The sequence below is a fragment of the Mesorhizobium sp. M8A.F.Ca.ET.057.01.1.1 genome (assembly GCF_003952565.1).
Lineage (GTDB): Bacteria > Pseudomonadota > Alphaproteobacteria > Rhizobiales > Rhizobiaceae > Mesorhizobium.
Genome location: NZ_CP034454.1, coordinates 1,310,922 through 1,329,814 on the forward strand (window position 1 = coordinate 1,310,922; position 18,893 = coordinate 1,329,814).

Annotated in this window: 16 protein-coding genes; 6 read left to right on the plus strand and 10 right to left on the minus strand. The window is 64.2% G+C overall.

Annotation, left to right across the window (positions count from 1 at the left end; all coding sequences use genetic code 11):
• Window positions 1-112: 112 nt before the first annotated feature.
• The 8 genes from EJ077_RS05790 to EJ077_RS05825 all read right to left on the minus strand — a co-directional run bounded on the left by EJ077_RS05790 (window position 113) and on the right by EJ077_RS05825 (window position 10,361).
• On the minus strand, window positions 113-2,194 hold the full coding sequence (locus tag EJ077_RS05790; RefSeq protein ID WP_208700334.1) for a bifunctional metallophosphatase/5'-nucleotidase: 2,082 nt from the start codon (window positions 2,192-2,194) through the stop codon (window positions 113-115).
• Between the two features lie 187 nt (window positions 2,195-2,381).
• Window positions 2,382-2,759 (minus strand): hypothetical protein, encoded by a 378-nt coding sequence (locus EJ077_RS05795; RefSeq protein ID WP_208700336.1) that lies wholly within the window; start codon window positions 2,757-2,759, stop codon window positions 2,382-2,384.
• Between the two features lie 185 nt (window positions 2,760-2,944).
• Window positions 2,945-4,390, minus strand: a complete 1,446-nt coding sequence (locus EJ077_RS05800) for a homospermidine synthase (protein WP_208700338.1) — start codon at window positions 4,388-4,390, stop codon at window positions 2,945-2,947.
• 151 nt (window positions 4,391-4,541) lie between these two features.
• Complete coding sequence (locus EJ077_RS05805) at window positions 4,542-5,471, minus strand: heme-dependent oxidative N-demethylase family protein (RefSeq protein ID WP_208700340.1); 930 nt, start codon at window positions 5,469-5,471, stop codon at window positions 4,542-4,544.
• A 3-nt stretch (window positions 5,472-5,474) separates the two neighbouring features.
• Complete coding sequence (locus EJ077_RS05810; RefSeq protein ID WP_208700342.1) at window positions 5,475-6,137, minus strand: aminotransferase class IV family protein; 663 nt, start codon at window positions 6,135-6,137, stop codon at window positions 5,475-5,477.
• Window positions 6,086-7,228 (minus strand): aminodeoxychorismate synthase component I, encoded by a 1,143-nt coding sequence (locus tag EJ077_RS05815; protein WP_208700344.1) that lies wholly within the window; start codon window positions 7,226-7,228, stop codon window positions 6,086-6,088. The genes EJ077_RS05810 and EJ077_RS05815 overlap by 52 nt, the downstream gene beginning before the upstream one ends.
• Before the next feature lie 173 nt (window positions 7,229-7,401).
• The gene (locus EJ077_RS05820) at window positions 7,402-8,145 is read right to left on the minus strand and encodes a proton-conducting membrane transporter (protein ID WP_245458647.1); all 744 of its coding nucleotides are present in this window, start codon (window positions 8,143-8,145) and stop codon (window positions 7,402-7,404) included.
• A 377-nt stretch (window positions 8,146-8,522) separates the two neighbouring features.
• Complete coding sequence (locus EJ077_RS05825; protein ID WP_208700346.1) at window positions 8,523-10,361, minus strand: M3 family oligoendopeptidase; 1,839 nt, start codon at window positions 10,359-10,361, stop codon at window positions 8,523-8,525.
• 210 nt (window positions 10,362-10,571) lie between these two features.
• Here EJ077_RS05825 and EJ077_RS05830 point away from each other — a divergent pair, with 210 nt between their 5' ends.
• The 3 genes from EJ077_RS05830 to EJ077_RS05840 all read left to right on the plus strand — a co-directional run bounded on the left by EJ077_RS05830 (window position 10,572) and on the right by EJ077_RS05840 (window position 14,703).
• Complete coding sequence (locus EJ077_RS05830) at window positions 10,572-12,107, plus strand: sigma-54-dependent transcriptional regulator (protein ID WP_208700348.1); 1,536 nt, start codon at window positions 10,572-10,574, stop codon at window positions 12,105-12,107.
• Between the two features lie 410 nt (window positions 12,108-12,517).
• Window positions 12,518-14,332 (plus strand): DUF882 domain-containing protein, encoded by a 1,815-nt coding sequence (locus EJ077_RS05835; RefSeq protein ID WP_245458648.1) that lies wholly within the window; start codon window positions 12,518-12,520, stop codon window positions 14,330-14,332.
• A 116-nt stretch (window positions 14,333-14,448) separates the two neighbouring features.
• Window positions 14,449-14,703 (plus strand): hypothetical protein, encoded by a 255-nt coding sequence (locus EJ077_RS05840; RefSeq protein WP_245458649.1) that lies wholly within the window; start codon window positions 14,449-14,451, stop codon window positions 14,701-14,703.
• 70 nt (window positions 14,704-14,773) lie between these two features.
• Here the strand turns inward: EJ077_RS05840 and EJ077_RS05845 are convergent, their stop codons facing one another.
• Entirely contained in the window at window positions 14,774-15,412 is a 639-nt protein-coding gene (locus EJ077_RS05845) for a 2-dehydro-3-deoxy-phosphogluconate aldolase (protein WP_208700352.1), read from the minus strand.
• Window positions 15,413-15,614: 202 nt separating this feature from the next.
• Between EJ077_RS05845 and EJ077_RS05850 the strand changes: the two genes are divergently transcribed.
• The 3 genes from EJ077_RS05850 (at window position 15,615) to EJ077_RS05860 (ending at window position 18,460) form a co-directional block, all read left to right on the plus strand.
• Window positions 15,615-16,547 (plus strand): rhodanese-related sulfurtransferase, encoded by a 933-nt coding sequence (locus EJ077_RS05850; RefSeq protein WP_208700354.1) that lies wholly within the window; start codon window positions 15,615-15,617, stop codon window positions 16,545-16,547.
• Between the two features lie 113 nt (window positions 16,548-16,660).
• Window positions 16,661-17,401, plus strand: coding sequence for a tellurite resistance TerB family protein (locus EJ077_RS05855; protein WP_208700355.1), 741 nt, complete (start codon window positions 16,661-16,663; stop codon window positions 17,399-17,401).
• A gap of 303 nt (window positions 17,402-17,704) precedes the next feature.
• Window positions 17,705-18,460, plus strand: coding sequence for an SDR family oxidoreductase (locus EJ077_RS05860; RefSeq protein ID WP_208700357.1), 756 nt, complete (start codon window positions 17,705-17,707; stop codon window positions 18,458-18,460).
• Window positions 18,461-18,493: 33 nt separating this feature from the next.
• Here EJ077_RS05860 and EJ077_RS05865 read toward each other — a convergent pair whose 3' ends face one another.
• Window positions 18,494-18,868 carry a YciI family protein gene (locus tag EJ077_RS05865; protein WP_208700359.1) on the minus strand — a complete coding sequence of 125 codons (375 nt, stop codon included), beginning with the start codon at window positions 18,866-18,868 and terminating at the stop codon, window positions 18,494-18,496.
• Window positions 18,869-18,893: the final 25 nt, after the last annotated feature.

Genomic DNA, 18,893 nt, shown 5'->3' on the forward strand with positions numbered 1-18,893 from the left:
TAACCATCTTGCGCAGGCTTTCAATGCTGCGTCTGGCCGCACCTTAGCCTTAAAAAGCGACACCCGCCCGGTTTCCCGGGCGGGTGGTGTTTTCCAGGCCTCGAAGCGAAGGCTATTTCGGCGGGATGGTCAGCGTGCCGCCAATCGGAAGCCGGTGAGGCTTCTGCCCCTTGTTGGCGTCGTAGATGAGCTTCCACTTGGTCGCGTCGCCATAGGCCTTCTTCGCCAGATCCCAGTAGGTGTCGCCCGTAACGATGACATGGCTGCCGGTGGCCGGTGCGGCTTCAGCGGGCTTTGCCGGCTCGGCGGGCGCGGGTGCTGCCGGGGCGGGAGCGGCTGGGGCAGTCTCGGCAGGCTTTGCCGGTTCAGGTGCCGGCGTGGCTGGTGAGGGAGGCGCGTTTTCCGTCGATATGGCTGGCGGCGTGTTGGCGATATCGCCTGAGTTGGCAGGCAGTTGAGGCATCGCCGGTGCGGCATCGGCGGGCTTTGCAGGTTCAGCCGGTTTGGCGGGCTCGGCCGGCGCTGCAGGCTTTGCTGGTTCGGCAGGCTTTGCCGGCTCGGCGGCAGGCGCCGCCGCAACCGTCGCCGCGATCTCGGTGATGCGGCCGTCGAGCTTCGGCGTATAGGGCCGGTGGGCGCCGAGATAGTCGGCAACCACCTGTTCGAGACCGGGGCCGTAGTCATAGGCGTTCTTGGCCTTTTCGGCGAAGACCTTGTAGCCGTCGCCGCCCTGGCGGACATAGTTGTTGGTGGCAACCAGATAGTCCTTGTCGGGATTGATCGGCGTCCAGGCGCCGTTTTCCATCACCTCCACCGACTTGACGCGGCCGGCATTGGGTGCGACCGACCTGTCGAAGGAATATTTGAGGCCCGCCACTTGCGGGAAGCGGCCGGCCCCGTCCTCGATCTGGCTGAGCCCGCCTTCGAGCCCGGCGACCAGGTCCTTGCCGGAAATCTGGAAGGTCGCCAGCGTGTTCTGGAACGGCAGCACGGTCAGCACCTCACCCATGGTGACGGTGCCCTTGTCGATCGAGGCGCGCAGGCCGCCACCGTTGGAGATGACGATCTCGACGCCCTGTCCCTTGACGCGGTCGAGGATGGCGTCGGAGACGAGGTTGCCCATCGCGCATTCCTTGGCGCGGCAGTTCTCACGGCTGCCGTCGATCACGTCGGTGGTCTCGGCCACTTCCTTGTTCTTCAAGGCCTCGATCGGTGCGCCGAGTTCCTTGATGCGGGCGAGCACCGCGGGGTCGGGCGTGATCGACTTGTCGAGATGGATCGGGTCGCCGCTCGCCGATTTGACGACGCCATTGTCGTCGAACACGACCTTGAACTCGCCGAGATATTTCGAATAGGACGCCGCCTGCACCACAGGTACCTTGTAGCCGCCGGGGTTGTCGACCATCGTCGGGTAGGGTCCCGCCGCCTTCGGGTCGGTGTTGGACAGAAGCGTGTGGCTGTGGCCGCCGACGACGACGTCGATGCCGGGGATCTTGGCAATGACGTCGCGCTCCCTGTTATAGCCGATATGGGTCACGGCGATGATCTTGTTGACGCCTTCTCCCTTGAGCTTCTCGACCTCCGCCGTGATCGACTTGACGTCGTCCTCGATGGTGATGTTGGGGCCAGGGGAGGCGAGTTCGGGCGTGTCGTTGGTGACGGCGCCGATGATGCCGATCTTCTGGCCGCCGACCTCGACGACGATCGACGGCTTGACGCGGTCGCCGAGCTTGGACTGGGCGTTGGCCTTGACGTTGGCGCCGAGCACGGGGAACTTGATCATGTCGAGGAAGGGCGCCAACGCCGTTTCGCCGTCGTCGAATTCATGGTTGCCGAGCGCCATGGCGTCGAACTTCATGTCGTTGAGGAACTCGCCTTCGACCTTGCCCTTGTAGGTGGTGTAGAACAGCGAACCCTGGAAATTGTCGCCGGCGCTGAGCAGCAACACGTTCTGGCCTTCCAGCTTCTTGCGTTCCTGGGCGATGGCGGTGATCAGCCGGCCGGCGCCGCCGATGCACTCGCCCTTGGTCTCCTCCTCGGCCGAGCAGGTCGATTCATATTTGTTGTTGCCTTCGATGCGGCTGTGCCAGTCATTGATGTGCAGGATGTTCAGTGTGTAGTCGGCAAAGGATGCGCCGGCCGACAGGCCAAGCGTCGACGCGGAAAGGGCGGCAATGGCGGCAAGCTTCTTCATCTTCGTCTCCCGGTAGGCTGATCAGAGGCGTCTAACGCCCTTGCTTGACTGGGATATAACAGCCAGCGTTGATCATGTTCCCATCGCCTTCCGGCCGACGCAAGCGGAAATCCAGGTGAGCTTTGCCGGCATAAAAAAGGACGGCGGCCAATGGCCGCCGTCCTTGAGCAAGCGAATGTTCTCCGGTTCAGGCGCGTCGCGTCAGCACGAAATTCTGGCCGCCCGAACTGGTGCAGTTGAGCTGGCTGGTCGACACCAGCAGGCAGTTGAAGCTGACGCCGGTCTGACGGATCAGCGAGGTGCCGTTGATCTGCACCGAAGTGGCGCCGGTCATCGTGTAGCTGCCATCGGCCAGCTTCTGGCCGGTGTCGGTGGCGACGGTCGTGAACTTGCCGCCGTTGAAGGTCGACAGGCCGGTGCCCTTGGCATCGATCCAGGAACCCTCGACGCCTTTCGGCGTCGTTGCCATCGGCGGCTCGCCGGGGCCGCTGGTGGTACAGGCAGCGAGCATCGAGACAATGGCGCCCGCCACGCCCATAGAAAGAACTTTGCGCGCAATAGTCATATGAATCCTCTCCAAACGCGTCGGTCCAAAAATCGGTCCGATTTCTGGAAATCGCGACGCGAACGTCCAAAGTGCTGGGGTGTGCTTATGCGTCCAACGGGACGCACTCGCCACTCCAGGCCGCATCCCTTCAATCGCCCGATTTCCGGGCGATTGCAAGGCAATGGCATAGGGTCCGCGCGATGCTATCGGACGAGGATGTTGCGGAATTGCCACGGGTCGCTGCGGTCGAGGTCCTCCGGGAAGAGACCTGGGCGCCTGTCGAGCGGCGTCCAGTCGGTATAATAGCCCTTGACCGGTCCGAGATAGGGCGACTGCACGTCGAGGCAGCGCTTGTAGTCCATCTCGTCGGCCTCGACGATGCCGGCGGCCGGATTTTCTAGCGCCCAGACCATGCCGGCCAGAACCGCCGAGGTGACCTGCATGCCGGTGGCGTTCTGATACGGGGCCAGCTTGCGCGCCTCGGCGAGCGACAGCTGCGAACCGTACCAGTAGGCATTCTTGTCATGGCCGTAGAGCAGGACGCCGAGTTCGTCGACACCGTCGACCAGTTCGTTCTCGTCGAGCACATGGTGCACCGGCTGCGGCTTGCCGGCGGCACCGAACATCTCGTCCAGCGACAGCATCGCATCGTTGCAGGGATGGTAGGCGTAGTGGCAGGTCGGGCGGTATTGAACCTTGCCCTTCTTGGAGCGCACGGTGAAGAAATCGGCGATCGAGATGGCCTCATTGTGCGTCACCAGCAGGCCATACTGCGGCCCGGGCGTCGGGCACCAAGAGCGCACGCGCGTGTTGGCACCCGGTTGCTCCAGGTAGATCGCGGCCTTGGACCCGTGCTTGTGCTTCTTGCCGTTCTTCGGCATCCAGGTCTCGTGCGTGCCCCAGCCGAGCTCGGCCGGCTGCAATCCTTCAGAGATGAAGCCCTCGACAGACCAGGTGTTCCAGAACACATCCATCGGCTTGGGCTTCTTGGTGCGCTGGGTGTCGCGCTCGGCGATGTGGATGCCCTTGACGCCGGCCTTCTTCATGAGCTTCGCCCAGCCCTCACGGTCGTCCTGCGCGGGCTCGGAGAATTCCATGCCAAGATCGGTGGCCAAATTGACCAGCGCCTGCTTGACGAACCATGACACCATGCCGGGGTTGGCACCGCAGGTGGAGATCGCCGTCGCGCCGCCGGGCTTGTCGTGCTTTTCCTTGATCAGCGCTTCGCGCAGCGCATAGTTGGTGCGGCTCGCATTGTCGGCCTTGGCGTCGAAATAGAAGCCAAGCCAGGGTTCGACGACGGTGTCGATATAAAGCACGCCCAGCTTGCGGCAGAGCCGCATCAAGTCCACCGAGCCGGTGTCGACCGACAGGTTGACGCAAAAGCCCTGCCCTGCGCCATTCGTCAGAAGCGGCGTCAAAAGCTTCTTGTAGTTCTTCTCGGTCACCGCTTCCTGGACAAAGGCGATGCCGCGCTCGTCGAGCAGCTTGCGATCGGTATCGCGCGGGTCGAGGACCGTCATGCGCGACTTGTCGAACTTGAAATGGCGTTCGATGAGCGGCAGCGTTCCGCGTCCGATCGAGCCAAAGCCGATCATCACCACGGGGCCGGTGATCTCACCGTAAACGGGCCAGTTTTCATTCGCCATTTTATCGAGCACTCCTTCAACTGCGTGCAAAGCCGGGCAACTACGTGCAAAAGCCGAGCAACCCCATGCAAAAGCCGGGCATTTTCGCCCAACGGCCATGCGCTACATCACAGATCATTGTCATAAACCAGCGAAAAGCGCCAACCCGCGGTTACGCGTCCTTGGCCATGTGGTTAAGGACAGCGATCAACCGATCGCGATCCGATGTCAGGCCCTTGTAGTCGAGCTGGGCGATATCGAGCGCTTCGAGTTGGGCAGCGAAGGACGCCGCCAGCGTCGCCCGGTCCGGGTGCCGCGCCAGCACGGCGAGCGGGTCGAGATGGATGCGGATGGTGAACAGGATATCGCGCGACGCCGGCAGTTTGCGCAACGTCTGGCGCTCCACTCGAATGAAGGCGTGCGCCTTGACGTCACCGTCGGGGAAACGTGTCGGCCGGCTGGTGGCGCGGTCGATGCGCTCGACATTGGACAGTGGATGGTAGAGCGCGTCCCCTGACTGGATCGACCAATTGTAACGCTCGACCGCCTGGCCCTGCAGGCCATCGAACATCCGGTTGATGAGATCGGCCGGCCTTGTGCCCGGGCCGAAGCCCGGCACCGGCTCGTGGATCTGCTGCAGCGGTTTGCCGAATTTTTCAGTGAGCGCCCAGGACGAGGGGAAGCACAGCGAACCCGCGGCCAGACGCCAGCCGCTGTCGTCGCGACGCATGAGGATGAGGTCTTCCTGGACAAGCAGCGAGGCCGCGACCAAGGGAGCGGCGGCGAGGCTGGAGGGGATCGTGGGACGGCCCGTCGCGCCCACGACCGCAACGCCCGCATCGCCGCGCCGGTGGGTGTCGGGGAATCTTTCCGGCAGGTAGGCGCCGAGCAATTCGAGCACCTCCTGCTGGGCGGCGCGCGTGCCGTCCTCCTCGACGAAAACTCGCTCGGGGATCTCGGCATAGAGCCGGCGCTTCTCGGCGAGATAGGGCAGCAGGTGATCGTCGACCTCGATCCAGTCCGCGGGGTCGAGCGGCTTCAGCCCGATGGTGAAGAGTTTCGACGAGCCATCATAGGGCGTGTGGGCGGGTAGGGACGTCATGCCTCAGATCAGTCTTACCGGGATCAGCCCGCGCAGCGAATTGCCGACGAACAGTGCCTTGGCGGATTTCAGGTCAGCCAAGCTGTAGATCGCTTCACTGGCGCGGCCTTCATCCAGAAGCGCGCCGCGCAATACGCCAGGCAGCAGGCCGCAATCGAGCCGCGGCGTCGCCAGTATGCCGTCGCCGAAATCGGCGAAGACATTGGTGATAGTGCCTTCGCAGATCTCGCCGCGCTCATTGGCCAGCAGCACCTCATCGGCCTGGGTGATGAGATATTCGGAGCGGGCCTGGGTGAAGAGCTGCCGGCGGCTGGTTTTGTGGCGCAGCAGCATGTTGCTCGAATCGAGTCTCGTCCGTGCCAGCCGCAGCGTCCACACCTTGTCGGAGGCAAGGGGTTCATAGGGTTGCGCAGAGGCGTTGGTCTCGCCATTTCGCGACAGAGCGAGCCGCGTGCGCATGGCGATGGGCGATCGATCGACCGCGCCGCTCAGGGCCTCGCCGACCTTTTGCGGATCATAGCTGAAGCCCAGTTCCACCGCCGAGCCATAAAGGCGAGCAAGATGGCGATCGAGGCGCAGGAAGCCCGAGGCGGGTTCCCAGCGCATGGTCTCGATCAGCTCGAAACCGGCGGTGTCCCCGTCGCGAAGCGGGCTTTGAGCAGACACTCCTGGTACTCCTCTTCCGCGACCGAATCGAAGACGATGCCGCCGCCGACATTGTAGACGGCCTCGCCGTTGGCAAAGAGCGAGATGGTACGGATCGCTACGGAAAAGCGCATCGTGCCGCCGGGTGCGATCCAACCGATGGCGCCACAATAGACATCGCGCGGCGTGCCCTCCAGATCGTGCAGGATCTCCATGGCGCGGATTTTCGGTGCGCCGGTGATCGAGCCGCAGGGAAACAGCGCCGCGAAGATCTGGCGTATGCCGAGGCCGGGCAGCAGCTTGGCCCTGACGTCGCTCACCATCTGGTGGACGGTCGGGTAGGTCTCGATGCGGAACAATTCCGGCACCTCCAGCGTGCCGACCTCGCTGATCAGCGATATGTCGTTGCGCAGCAGGTCGACGATCATCCGGTTCTCGGCCTGGTTCTTCTCGTCGGTACGCAGGAAATTCTTCTGCCGTTCGTCCTCGTCCCTGGTTGCGCCGCGCGGTGCGGTACCTTTCATCGGATGCGTCTCGATCCTCCCCGCCGCATCGATCTCGAAGAACAGTTCGGGCGAGCGCGACAGAACGATCGGGTCGCCGAGCGCGATCAGCGCGCCATATTTCACAGGCTGGCGTTCGGTCAGCGCGTCGAAGGCGGCGAGCGGATCGCCGGACCATTGCGCGTGCACCGGGAAGGTGAGGTTGCCCTGGTAACAATCGCCCCGCCTTATGTGCTGGTGCAGCCGCGAGAACCGCTTCTCGTAGTCTTCGAACGACCACGTCGCCCTTGCATCGAAGATCGGGCCATTGGTGGGCGTGCTTGGCTGCGGCACGGCTTCTTCATCAGGAGCATCGAAGACCCCGAGGCAAACCAGCGGGGCTCGGCGCCGGCCGGGCAGCAGGGGAACGAGTTTCGGCTCGAGCAGGTAACCGGCCTCGTAGGAGAAATAGCCGGCCAGCCATTTGCCGGCGTCATGCGCGGCCTGCGCCGCTTGCAACGCCGCCGGAAAGTCCTTGGCCTCATGCGCGACGATGATATCGGCCGGCCGCTCGAAAACGAGCTGGCGCGCGCTTTCGTCGTTGCGGAAAATTGCGGCGGGCAGGGACATGGGAACCGGGATCGATGTAGCCGACGATCGCTCTATATGGGGGGCCGTGCGCGCGCAATCGAGGGAACGGCACCCTGTCCCTCAAAGCCGACCTTTGCCGGATCGAACCTTGCCGGCAAAAAGAATGCGGCGGCGCCTTGGCGCCGCCGTCACATGGTCCCTGGATCCATCGCTCAGGTGTTGCTGGCGGTTCCGGCCGTCGGAAACTGCTTGGCGAATTCGGCCTCGTTGCCGGCGGCGAGCAACTTGGCCTGCTCGATCCAGCGTTCGCGGGCGATGCGGCCGTCGAAGTTCATGACATCCTCGATTCGCTTGATGTCGGCTGCCGTCCAGGCGGCGATCTGGGCGTAGGTGGTGACGCCTTGCGCCTTGAGCAGCTTTTCGTTGACCGGGCCAATGCCGATCAGCCGGCGCAGATTGTCGGGCTTGCCCGACGCCGGCTTGGCAGCTGGCGATGCCGTCTTTTTGGCGGCGGGCGCTGCCTTCGCCGGAGCTTTGGCAGCCGGTGCCTTGGTCGCTGGAGCCTTGGCCGCCGGTGCCGAAGCGGTTGCGGATTTGGCCGCAGCGGGCTTCGGCGCCGCCTTTGCCGGCGCGGCCTTCGCGGCGGCTGGCTTGGCCGTCGCCGGAGCGGATTTACCAACGGCAGGCGTCGACATCAGGGCTGCCGGTGGCTGGCTTGACGCCTTTGCTCCGCCGGCGCCCGACGAGGCCTGCGCCTCGCGCAGCTGGCGCTCGAGGTCGGAGCGGGTCTTGCCGCATGCGTTGAGTTCGCCGGTCAGGCGGTCACTGTCGGCGCGCAGCTTGTCGCGCTCGCTGCGGGTGCGATCGAGGTCGCCGCGCAGGCTGTCGAGCTCACCGCGCAGACGCCCCCAGATGAACCAGCCGACCAACACGCCTACCAGGAACGCCAGGACCACATAAAAAAAGTGCCCATTGTCTCTCTCCAGTCAGATCCGTCTGCCGCGGGGTCATGACCTTCGGCGAAGGACTACTCGATGATGGTCCCGCGGGTTCGCGGAACAGCCGGCTTCGGTTCGAGCTGTCGGCGATCGGCTTTCCTTGCCCATGGCCAACGGCCTTGTCGCGTTCGCCTGGACGCACGGCTGGCGGAGACTTTCCCTCGCCGATCCGCATGCGCTCCGGCTGAGCTTAAAGGGAAAGCTACCATAGAGCTTGCGGAAAGCTATCGGAAAACGTCCGTGGAGAGTTCTTCAAGAACAAATATTTAGGGCAAGAATAGCCGGGTCCAGACATGCATTCCGGCTAAACTGTTCTTGCCCGACCAGAGGGCGTCTCAATCGTCCAGCGTTTCCAGTTCGTCGATCAGGCCGCCGATCACGCCGAGCCCGATCTGCCAGAAGGCGGGGTCGGTTGCGTCGAGGCCGAATGGCGCCAGAAGCTGCGAATGATGCTTGGTCCCGCCGGCACGCAGCATCTCGAAATACTTGTCCTGAAAGCCGCGCTCGGCATTCTGGTAGACCGCATAGAGCGAGTTCACCAGGCAGTCGCCGAACGCATAGGCATAGACGTAGAAGGGCGAGTGGATGAAATGAGGGATGTAGGTCCAGAACACCTCGTAGCCCTCGCGCAATTTGATCGCCGGTCCCAGGCTTTCGGCCTGAACCTCCAGCCAGAACTGGCCGAGCCTGTCGGATGTCAATTCGCCTTTGCGGCGCTCGGCATGCACCTTGCGCTCGAATTCATAGAAGGCGATCTGGCGCACCACCGTGTTGATCATGTCCTCGACCTTCTGGGCGAGCATGGCCTTGCGCTCGCGCCGGTCGGTGGTCCGCTCGAGCAGCGAACGGAAGGTCAGCATCTCGCCGAAGACGGATGCCGTCTCCGCCAGCGTCAACGGCGTCGAGGCCATCAGCGCGCCTTGGCCGGCGGCGAGCACCTGATGCACGCCGTGCCCGAGTTCATGCGCCAGCGTCATCACGTCGCGCGGCTTGCCCATGTAGTTGAGCAGCACATAGGGGTGAGCCGATGGCACGGTCGGGTGCGCAAAGGCGCCGGGGGACTTGCCCGGACGCACCGGCGCATCGATCCAGTTGCGGTCGAAGAAGGTGCGCGCGATCTCGGCCATCTCGGGCGAGAAGCGGTGATAGGCCGACAGCACCGTGTTCCTGGCCTCGTCCCAGCCGATCACCGCCTGTGGCGTCTCCGGCAACGGCGCGTTGCGGTCCCAGTGGTTCATCACCTCCATGCCGAGCCAGCGCGCCTTCATGGCGTAGTAGCGGTGCGACAAGCGCGGATAGGCCTCGCGCACGGCGGTGGCCAGCGCATCGACCACGCCGCGTTCGACGCGGTTGGCGAGGTGGCGTGAATCGGCAATGTCCTCGAAGCCGCGCCAGCGGTCGGAAATTTCCTTGTCCTTGGCAAGCGTGTTGGTGATCAGCGTGAAGGTGCGCAGGTTCTTGCGGAAGGTGGTGGCCAGCGCCTCCGAGGCGCGCCGGCGGACCTCGCCGTCGGCATCCTGCAGGCGGTTGAGGGCCGGCTCCAGCGTCAGTTCCTCGCCGTCGATATCGAAGCGAAGATCGGTCATCGTCTCGTCGAACAAGCGATTCCAGGCGCCGCGTCCGGTGATCGATTTTTCGTGGAAAAGCTGCTCGACGCGGTCCTCGAGCTGGTAGGGCTTGTCCATGCGCAGATCGAGCACCCACGGGCGGTAATGCGCAAAGGCGGGGTCGCTGGCCAGCGCGCCTTCGATCGCCGCATCGTCGATCAGGTTCAACTCGAGCGCGAAGAACAGCAGATGCGCGCTGGCGTCGGTCATCTTCTCCTGGATGTCGCCATAGAGCTTGGCGCGCTGCGGATCGGCGGTGTTGCCGGCATAGACGAGGCCGGCATAGGAGACGATGCGGCCGATCAGTTCCTCGAGCGCTTCGTAGGCGACCAGCGCCTCGCCCAGTCGGCCGGCGCTGCCGCGCCCGGCCTCGGCGGCGAGCGTGCCTTTCCAGCGTGCCTCAAATGCGATGGCGTCGGCGGCCGCTTTGGCAAGGTCGCGTTTCAGTTCCGGCGCTTCCATGCCGGCATAAAGGTCGGCGAGGTTCCATTCCGGCAGATCGCCAAGCCCGGCCGCGCCCTGACCGGACGCTGGCGCCGCAATCCGCCGATCAAACATCATGCGCATCGACATACCTTCTTTGAACCAAACTGGCCTTCTTTGAATCAACTGGCCGCTTTGAATCAAGTGGCCGGAATTAGGGAGCCAGACTCAACGGGAATGGAGAAGCCGGTCAAATCCTAAGGAATTCGTTCACCGGGTTTTTTGAAACCTTATTTAGAACCCTGTGCCAAGATGATCCATGGGGAATTCGGGCGCGGGCAGACCAAGACAGTCATGACAGGTTCCATACTCATAGTCGATGACGATCCCGTGCAGCGCCGGCTGCTCGAGGCGGCGGTGACGCGGTTCGGCCATACCGCGATCGTCGCCGATGGCGGTGCCGCCGGCCTCGAAGTTCTCGACGGGCCTGGCGCCCGCGATGTCTCGGTCGTGATCCTCGACCTTGTCATGCCCGGTCTCGACGGCATCGGCGTGCTGAAGGCGATGCGCGAGCGCGACATCAGCGTGCCGGTCATCGTGCAGACCGCGCAGGGCGGTATCGAAACCGTGGTTTCGGCGATGCGCCACGGCGCTTTCGATTTCGTCGTCAAGCCGGCTTCGCCCGACAGGCTGCAGGCCTCGATCTCCAATGCGCTCAAGGTCGAAGCGGTCGAGGGCGAGGTCAAGCGCACGTCGCGCAAACGCGGCGGGCTGCTGACCTTCAAGGACATGGTCACCCACAGTCCGGCCATGGACAGGGTGATACGCCTCGGCCAGAAAGCGGCGGCCTCCCACATTCCGATTCTGATCGAAGGCGAATCCGGCGTCGGCAAGGAGCTGGTGGCGCGTGCCATCCAGGGCAGCGGCGACCGCCGCTCGAAACCGTTCGTCACGGTCAATTGCGGCGCCATCCCCGACAATCTGGTGGAATCCATCCTGTTCGGACACGAGAAAGGCTCGTTCACCGGCGCCACCGACAAGCACACCGGCAAATTCGTCGAGGCGCATTCGGGCACGCTGTTCCTCGACGAGATCGGCGACCTGCCGCTCGACGTCCAGGTCAAGCTGCTGCGCGCCGTCCAGGAGGGCGAGGTCGATCCGGTCGGCGGCCGCTCGACCGTCAAGGTCGACATCCGGCTGATCTCGGCGACGCACCGCAACCTCCTGCAGCAGGTCAAGGACGGCAAATTCCGCGAGGATCTGTTCTACCGGCTGAATGTCTACCCGATCTTCGTGCCGCCGTTGCGCGACCGCCGCGACGACATTCCCCATCTGGTCACGCATTTCATGGAAAAGGTGGCGCCGGCCGACCCGCGTCATCGGCTGAAGGGCATTTCGGCTGCGGCACTTGGCGTTCTGCAGGCCTATGACTGGCCCGGCAACATCCGGCAGCTCGAAAACGCCGTCTTCCGCGCCTCGGTGCTGTGCGAAGGCGATGTGTTGACCGCCGATGACTTTCCCCAGATCCGGGCGCAGGTGGAAGGCACTGTCAATCTCGAAGCGGATGACACGTTGGAAGCAAGCGGGGCTGCCCCCTCGCTGGCGCCGCGCGATGAGGATGTTGTGCCCGACGAGACCGCCCCGGCAGCTGTGCAGCCCGCCGGGGCGCAGCCCCGCTTCGGCACGCTGCGGGCGCTCGACGAGCGCGGCAATGTGCGTGCGCTGGCCGATGTCGAACTCGAAATGATCAAGCTCGCCATCGATCACTACAATGGCCAGATGAGCGAGGTCGCCCGCCGGCTCGGCATCGGCCGCTCGACGCTTTACCGCAAGCTCAAGGAATACGGCATCGACCCGGAAACCGGCCGCGTCGACAGGCTTGCTTCCTGAACCGCAAGGCCCGGACCAGTTTCCCTCGTCATTATAGGGGGCTGACAGAGTGCGTTCCCCGGACTATGGCGGGCCGGAGGCGGCACTCGATGGGGTGTTGTTCACGCATTGAGGCCAATGGTAACAGATCGTGTTCGGCCAAAGCCGGAATCCTGATCTAAACCAGCGGTTTACCAAGAAACCGTGCGAACAATTTTTGACGGGATATCGCCACGGTGTTACCGCATTTTGGCTTCAATAAGCGATGATTAACCATTAGGATCGATATTCGGATGTGAAAACGACACGTCCGTTTGGGCAAATCCGGGGACAAACGGCAGCCTGCAAGGCCTTTTGATTTGAACAGAATCGAACGACTCACAAACGGGCGGCACTATCATTTGAGCGTCTGGCCGAGATGGTTGGCGGCGGTGATTGTCGCATTTGGTTTTGTTGCCGCGGCCGCCACGGGCGCCCAGGCCGAAGTTCGTTCACTGAAGCTCTACCATCTCCACACGCACGAGAAGGCGGAGATCGTCTACAAGCGCAATGGCCGCTACGTTCCCGAGGGCCTGAGGAAGATCAACATCATCCTGCGCGACTGGCGCCGCAACGAGCCGACCAAGATGGACCCGCGTCTGCTGGATCTGGTCTGGGAGGCGTATCGTGAAAGCGGCGCCACCGACTACATCCAAGTCGTCTGCGGCTACCGTTCGCCGTCGACCAATTCGATGCTGCGCAGCCGCAGCCGCGGTGTCGCCGAGAAGAGCCAGCATATGCTCGGCAAGGCGATGGATTTCTATATTCCCGGCGTGCCGCTGAAGAAGCTGCGCAACATCGGCCTCAAGATGCAGGGCGGTGGCGTCGGTTATTACCCGACCTCCGGTTCGCCATTCGTCCACATGGATGTCGGTAATGTGCGCCACTGGCCCGGCATCAGCCGCCAGGAACTGGTCAGCCTGTTCCCCAATGGCAAGACGCTGCATGTGCCGAGCGACGGCCGGCCGCTGCCCGGCTATGAACAGGCGCTCGCCTCCTACAAGTCGCGCAAGGGTTCCGGCACACCGAATATCGAAATGGCCAGCGCTGGCGGCAGCGGCAAGAAATCCGGCGGGTTCCTCGCTGCCTTCTTCGGCGGCGGTGGCGACGACGAGGCCGACGATAGTGCCGACGTGGAAACCGCTTCGGCCGCACCTGCGCCCAAGGCTGGAAATCTGAAGCCGGCCGCGACCGCCAAGAGCAGCAACCTGCCCGGTATCGCCATCGTGGCCCCCGAGAATGCCCAGCGCGCCGAGATTCCGCAGGTTGCCGACGAGCAGGCTCCGGAACCGGAGAAGAACACGCCGGAGACGATCATCGCGGCGCTGCCGGCCAAGGAGATCCCGCTGCCCGATTTCGCGCCGCGGCCGAAGGCCGATGTCGGCGCACAGCCGCCTGAGAATGTTCCCTTCGCCATGGCGGACGCCACGGCCACCACCGAACAGGCAGTGGCGACCGCGCAGGCACCGGCGAACATGCCTTTCGGCAAGTCCGATCCGGCAGCGATCGCGGAAGCCGCGGCTGCCGATCCGGCGCAGGTTGCCCTCAACAACATCCCGCTGCCGACATGGCGCCCCGAGCGCTCGCTGCCGGCCGATCTCGCATCGCCGCCCAGCAAGGATGTGCTGATGGCGCTGGCCGATACGGCTGACCAGGGCAAGACCGCGACGGATGCGTTCTCCGTGCTGCCGACAGCGCGTCCCGAGCCGACCAAGCCGGATGCTGTCAAGGCCGTGCTCGACGAGGCCAACGCCCAGGCCGGCACCGCCGACGAATATCAGGTGGCTTCGCTGGCCGAAGAACCGCGTTCGGCGTTCAACGATCCGTCTGGTGTCGATGCGGCGTCGCCGCGCCAGGCTGTTGCCGCCCGTCCTGCCGGTTCCGACCCGGCCGCCGCGATCGGCGCCGGCGTGAAGACGACCCGCAAGGAAGCAAGGGCCACCGCCCGCGATCAGAAGCCTGGCCCCAGGGCCGTGGTTGTGGCCGCGGCGCCGCAGGCCGCCCGCTGGGCGCTGACCAGCGGCGAGAACGTCGCCACCGTTTCGAGCGCGACGACCGCGCCGGGCTACGCCTACAGCATCGTGCATACGCCGCCGAGCGAGGTCTATACGGCCGGCTTCCAGCCGAGCAACCAGATGGCCGACGCGAGCCGTTTTACCGGCAATGCCGTCAAGTTCATGTCGGTCGCCCGCTTCCAGACGAAGTAGCCACAGGCCACAATATTGGCGAAGCCGCGCCGGGCGACCCGCGCGGCTTTTTGCCGTCCAAGGCACGACGCGTGCGGTGCCTTGATCCTGTAGGATCACGCCCGGCTGAACTTCTCGTGAAGCTGGAACAGCCGAGCCGTTTCCGGGTTGAGGTGGGTGCGTTCCAACTGGCGATCTTCATGAAAAGAATTCTATTGGCATCAGTTCTGGCACTGGTGGCGGCATTGGCCGCGGTCGCTCCGTCACAGGCGGAGACAGTTGTCGTCAAGACCGACAATCATATGCAGATGAAGAAGCACTGCCGGACCAGGATGGTGACGCACTGGCGGCATCATCGCAAGGTGGCCGAGACGGTCAAAGTCTGCAACTAACCGCGTCTAGCCAGTCAAAGAGGCCCGGTCGACGCGAGTCGTCCGGGTTCTTTCGTGCCGTCCGGAAAGGCTATTTCGCGAGTTTGCTGGCAGCGCGTGCGAGAGCTTCGATCTCGTCCCACTTGCCGGCCTTGACCATGTCGTCGGGCGCCACCCACGAGCCGCCGACGCAGATGACATTGGACAGGCTGAGATAGTCGGCGGCGTTCTTGCCGGTGATGCCGCCGGTCGGGCAGAATTTGACGTCGGCCAGCGGCGAGGCAAAAGCCTTGAGCGAAGCGATGCCGCCGGACTGTTCGGCCGGGAAGAACTTCAGGAAGCGCAGGCCGGCTTCGCGCGCCGCCATAATCTCGCCGGGCGTGATGGCGCCGGGCAGCAACGGAACCTGGCTGTCGGCGGCGGCCGCCAGAAGCTCGCGGGTGATGCCGGGACTGACGATGAAGCGCGAACCGGCACCGGCCGCCTCGTCGAACTGCTTGCCGTCCAGAATGGTGCCGGCGCCGACGATGGCTTCCTCGACCTCGCCCGCCACGCGGCGGATCGCCTCGAGCGCATCCGCGGTCCTGAGCGTGATCTCGATCGCCGGCAAACCGCCACGCGCCAGAGCACGGGCCAGCGGCACCGCATCGGCTACATTGGCGATCTTCAACACGGGAATGACCGGCTGGCCATTGAGGAGCGACAGGAGTTTCTCGGTCTTGCTGGGCATCAGTCTCTCCTTGTCGAGGGCAGCATCGAGGCGAATTTCAACCGATTAGCAGACGGGTATTGCCCTGTCCACGGAACCGGTCGCGGCGCGATGTCACGCGTTGCCGCCGAGCTTAAAGGTTCTTTCCCGACAAGGCCATGACAGTCGGCCCGAACCCGTTTCACCTTGAATCGGTCTCCACGAGCGTCTAGTTGCTCTGGCAATGACAACACTGCCCGCGCCATCCCAGCCAGTCCGCGTCGCCGCGCTCTACCGCTTTGCCCGGCTCGACGCTTTCGAGGCGTTGCGCTCGCCGCTTGCGGCCTTCTGCTGCGGACGCGGCATCAAAGGCACGCTGCTCCTGGCGCATGAGGGCATCAACGGCACGGTCGCCGGCAGCGATGAAGCGATCGCCGCGCTGATCGAGCACATCGAAACGATCGACGGCCTGTCGGGCCTCGAGGTCAAGTACAGCAGCGCCGCGTCCATGCCGTTCCACCGCATGAAGGTGCGGCTGAAGCGCGAGATCGTCACCATGGGTGTCGAGACCATCGACCCGGCGACAAGCGCGGGCACCTATGTGGAGCCTGGCGACTGGAATGCGCTGATCTCGCAGCCCGACACGATCGTCATCGATACGCGCAACGCCTATGAGGTCTCGATCGGCACCTTCAAGGGCGCCGTCGATCCGGCGACGGCGAGCTTCCGCGAATTCCCGGCCTGGGTGGAAGCGCACCGGGCGGATCTCGAAGGCCGCAAGGTGGCGATGTTCTGCACCGGCGGCATACGCTGCGAAAAGGCGACCGCCTATGTGAAGTCGCTCGGCTTCAAGGACGTATTCCATCTCAGGGGCGGTATCCTCAAATATCTCGAGCAGGTGCCGGCGGAGCAGAGCCTGTGGCAGGGCGAATGCTTCGTCTTCGACGAGCGGGTTTCGGTGTCGCACGGCCTCGCGGAGGGCGGTGCGGAATTGTGCCGCGCGTGCCGACATCCGCTGACGGAGAGCGACCTGATGTCGCCGAAATATGCCGCCGGAGTTTCGTGTCCGCATTGCTTCGACGCCCGCTCGGATGAAGACCGCAAGCGCTACGCAGAGCGCCAGCGGCAGGTCGAACTCGCGCAAGCCCGGGGCAGGGGACCACACATCGGATCCTAATGAGGTGCCGGGCCGGCAAAGCGGCCACCTGTCATTGCAATGTCAAGCTTCGGGACCTACGTCTTCGGCGTTCGAAACCCGCCCGTTCGGCCGGGCAAATCCTGGAGGCATTGATGTTCGATCCCAAGAAGCTTCTCGACGATCTGCTCGGCTCGCAAGTTCCCGGCACCAGCGGCACCGTCCGCGACAAGGCCGGACAAGCCGTGCAGATGGCCAAGGACAATCCGCTGGCCGCCGGTGCATTGGCCGCCGTGCTGCTTGGAACGGGTGCCGGCCGGCAGGTGACGGGTGCCGCGGTGAAGCTCGGGGGCCTGGCCGCCATCGGTGGCCTCGCCTACAAGGCCTATCAGAACTACAAGGCCGGCAACACACCGGAACAGGCGCCCGCCGCGGGCGAGCCGGAATTGCTGCCGCCACCCAAGGATACCGCTTTCCACCCGTCGCAGGCGCCGCAAGGCGAGGATGAGTTCACGCTGACCCTGGTGCGGGCGATGATCTCGGCGGCCAAGGCCGACGGCCATGTCGACGACGAGGAACGCCAGAAGATCGCCGGCAAGCTCAGCCTTGCCGGGATCGGCTCCGATGCGGAAAAATTCCTGATGGCGGAGTTGGAGAGCCCGCTCGACTTCGACACGCTGGTGGCCGGCGCCAAGACCGACGCGCAGAAGCTCGAACTCTATACGGCGTCGCGCCTCACCATCGACCCCGACACGCGCGCCGAGCGCGGTTACCTCGACCTGCTTGCCGGGCGCCTTGGCCTGCCGGATGCGCTGGTCGACCATGTCGAGGCGACGGTGTCGGCGGCGAAAGTGCCGGCGGCAAAGGCTGGGACCTCACCCAACCCGCGCTGGTAGGCCAAAACGGGACAGGCGGGGGCCTCCCGGCGTTAACCTTTCGTTAACCCAGGAAGCGCATGATTCTACACAGTCGGATCGGCTTTCCTCCTCCCAAGCCCGGTTCAGATCAGGGCGGTCGCCAATGACCGCCCTTTTTGTCGGCGCTCGCCGGGCTTCCTCCAAGGAAACGAGTTCCATTTTTCGAGGGCATGTCCCGGCGCCCGCGCTTGCCATCGCCGCCGTCATTTGCGATGCCTTCTCCACTCGAACCAAACTTGTAGACCAAGCGAGCACGGACAGCGCTGCCGGAGGACAACTGCCATGACCGAGCAAAAAACCGCCATCGTCACCGGCGCCGGCACCGGAATCGGCAAGAGCGTCGCCACGGCATTGCTCAGGGCGGGCTGGAACACTGTGTTCTGCGGACGCCGCAAGCCGGTGCTGGATGCCGCGATCGCCGAGATCGGTTCGACCGAGGCCAAGGCATTGGCGGTTGCCTGCGACATCAGCAAGGCCGGTGAGGTCGACGATCTGTTCGAGACGGTGGCGGAGGCTTTCGGCCGTGTCGACCTGCTCTTCAACAATGCCGGCATGGGCTACAAGTCGACACCGATCGACGAGATCCCGGTCGAGGTTTGGAACGATATTGTCGGCGTCAATCTCACCGGTTCGTTCCTGTGCGCGCGCGCCGCCTTCGGCGCCATGCGCAAGCAGAAGCCGATGGGCGGCCGCATCATCAACAATGGCTCGGTGTCGGCCTATGCGCCCCGTCCGGGCTCGGTGCCCTATACGGCGACCAAGCACGCGATTACGGGGCTGACCAAGACGCTGGCGCTGGATGGCCGCCCCTTTGATATCGCCTGCGGCCAGATCGACATCGGCAATGCGCTGACCGACATGGCGCAGCCGATGACCGTCGGCGTGCCGCAGGCCAATGGCTCGATATCAGCCGAAGCGGTGATGGATGTCCAGCGCGTCGCCGATGCGGTCGTGCACATGGCCAGCCTGCCGCTCGACGCCAATGTGCTGTTCATGACTGTGATGGCGACCAAGATGCCGTTCGTCGGGCGTGGGTGACGACGGGCACCGGCATGGCTTTTCGCCGCCGGCTCACTTGCCCGCCAGCGGCACGCCGGGCCTGAACAGTAGAATCGGCCTGATCTCGTAAACGGCGGTAGGATTGACACTGCGAAGGTCACGGGCGATCGCGATGGCATCGTCTCTGGTGTCACAGTCGACGACATAGAGGCCGAGCAACTGTTCCTTGGTCTCGGCGAAAGGCCCATCGATGACCACACCGTCGCCCGGGCCGCGCAAAGTGAAGGCATCCTGTGTCGCCCCCAAACGCGCGGACGGTCCAAGGGTGCCTTCCGCATGAAGCCGGGTGTTGATCTTCAGCAACTCAGCCATCAGTGCCGCATCCTCTTGCGGCGTCAGCGCCTTGATCGCGTCTTCCACGTGATAGGCAAGGATTGCATAGAACATCCGGGGCACCCCAATTCGATCCTGA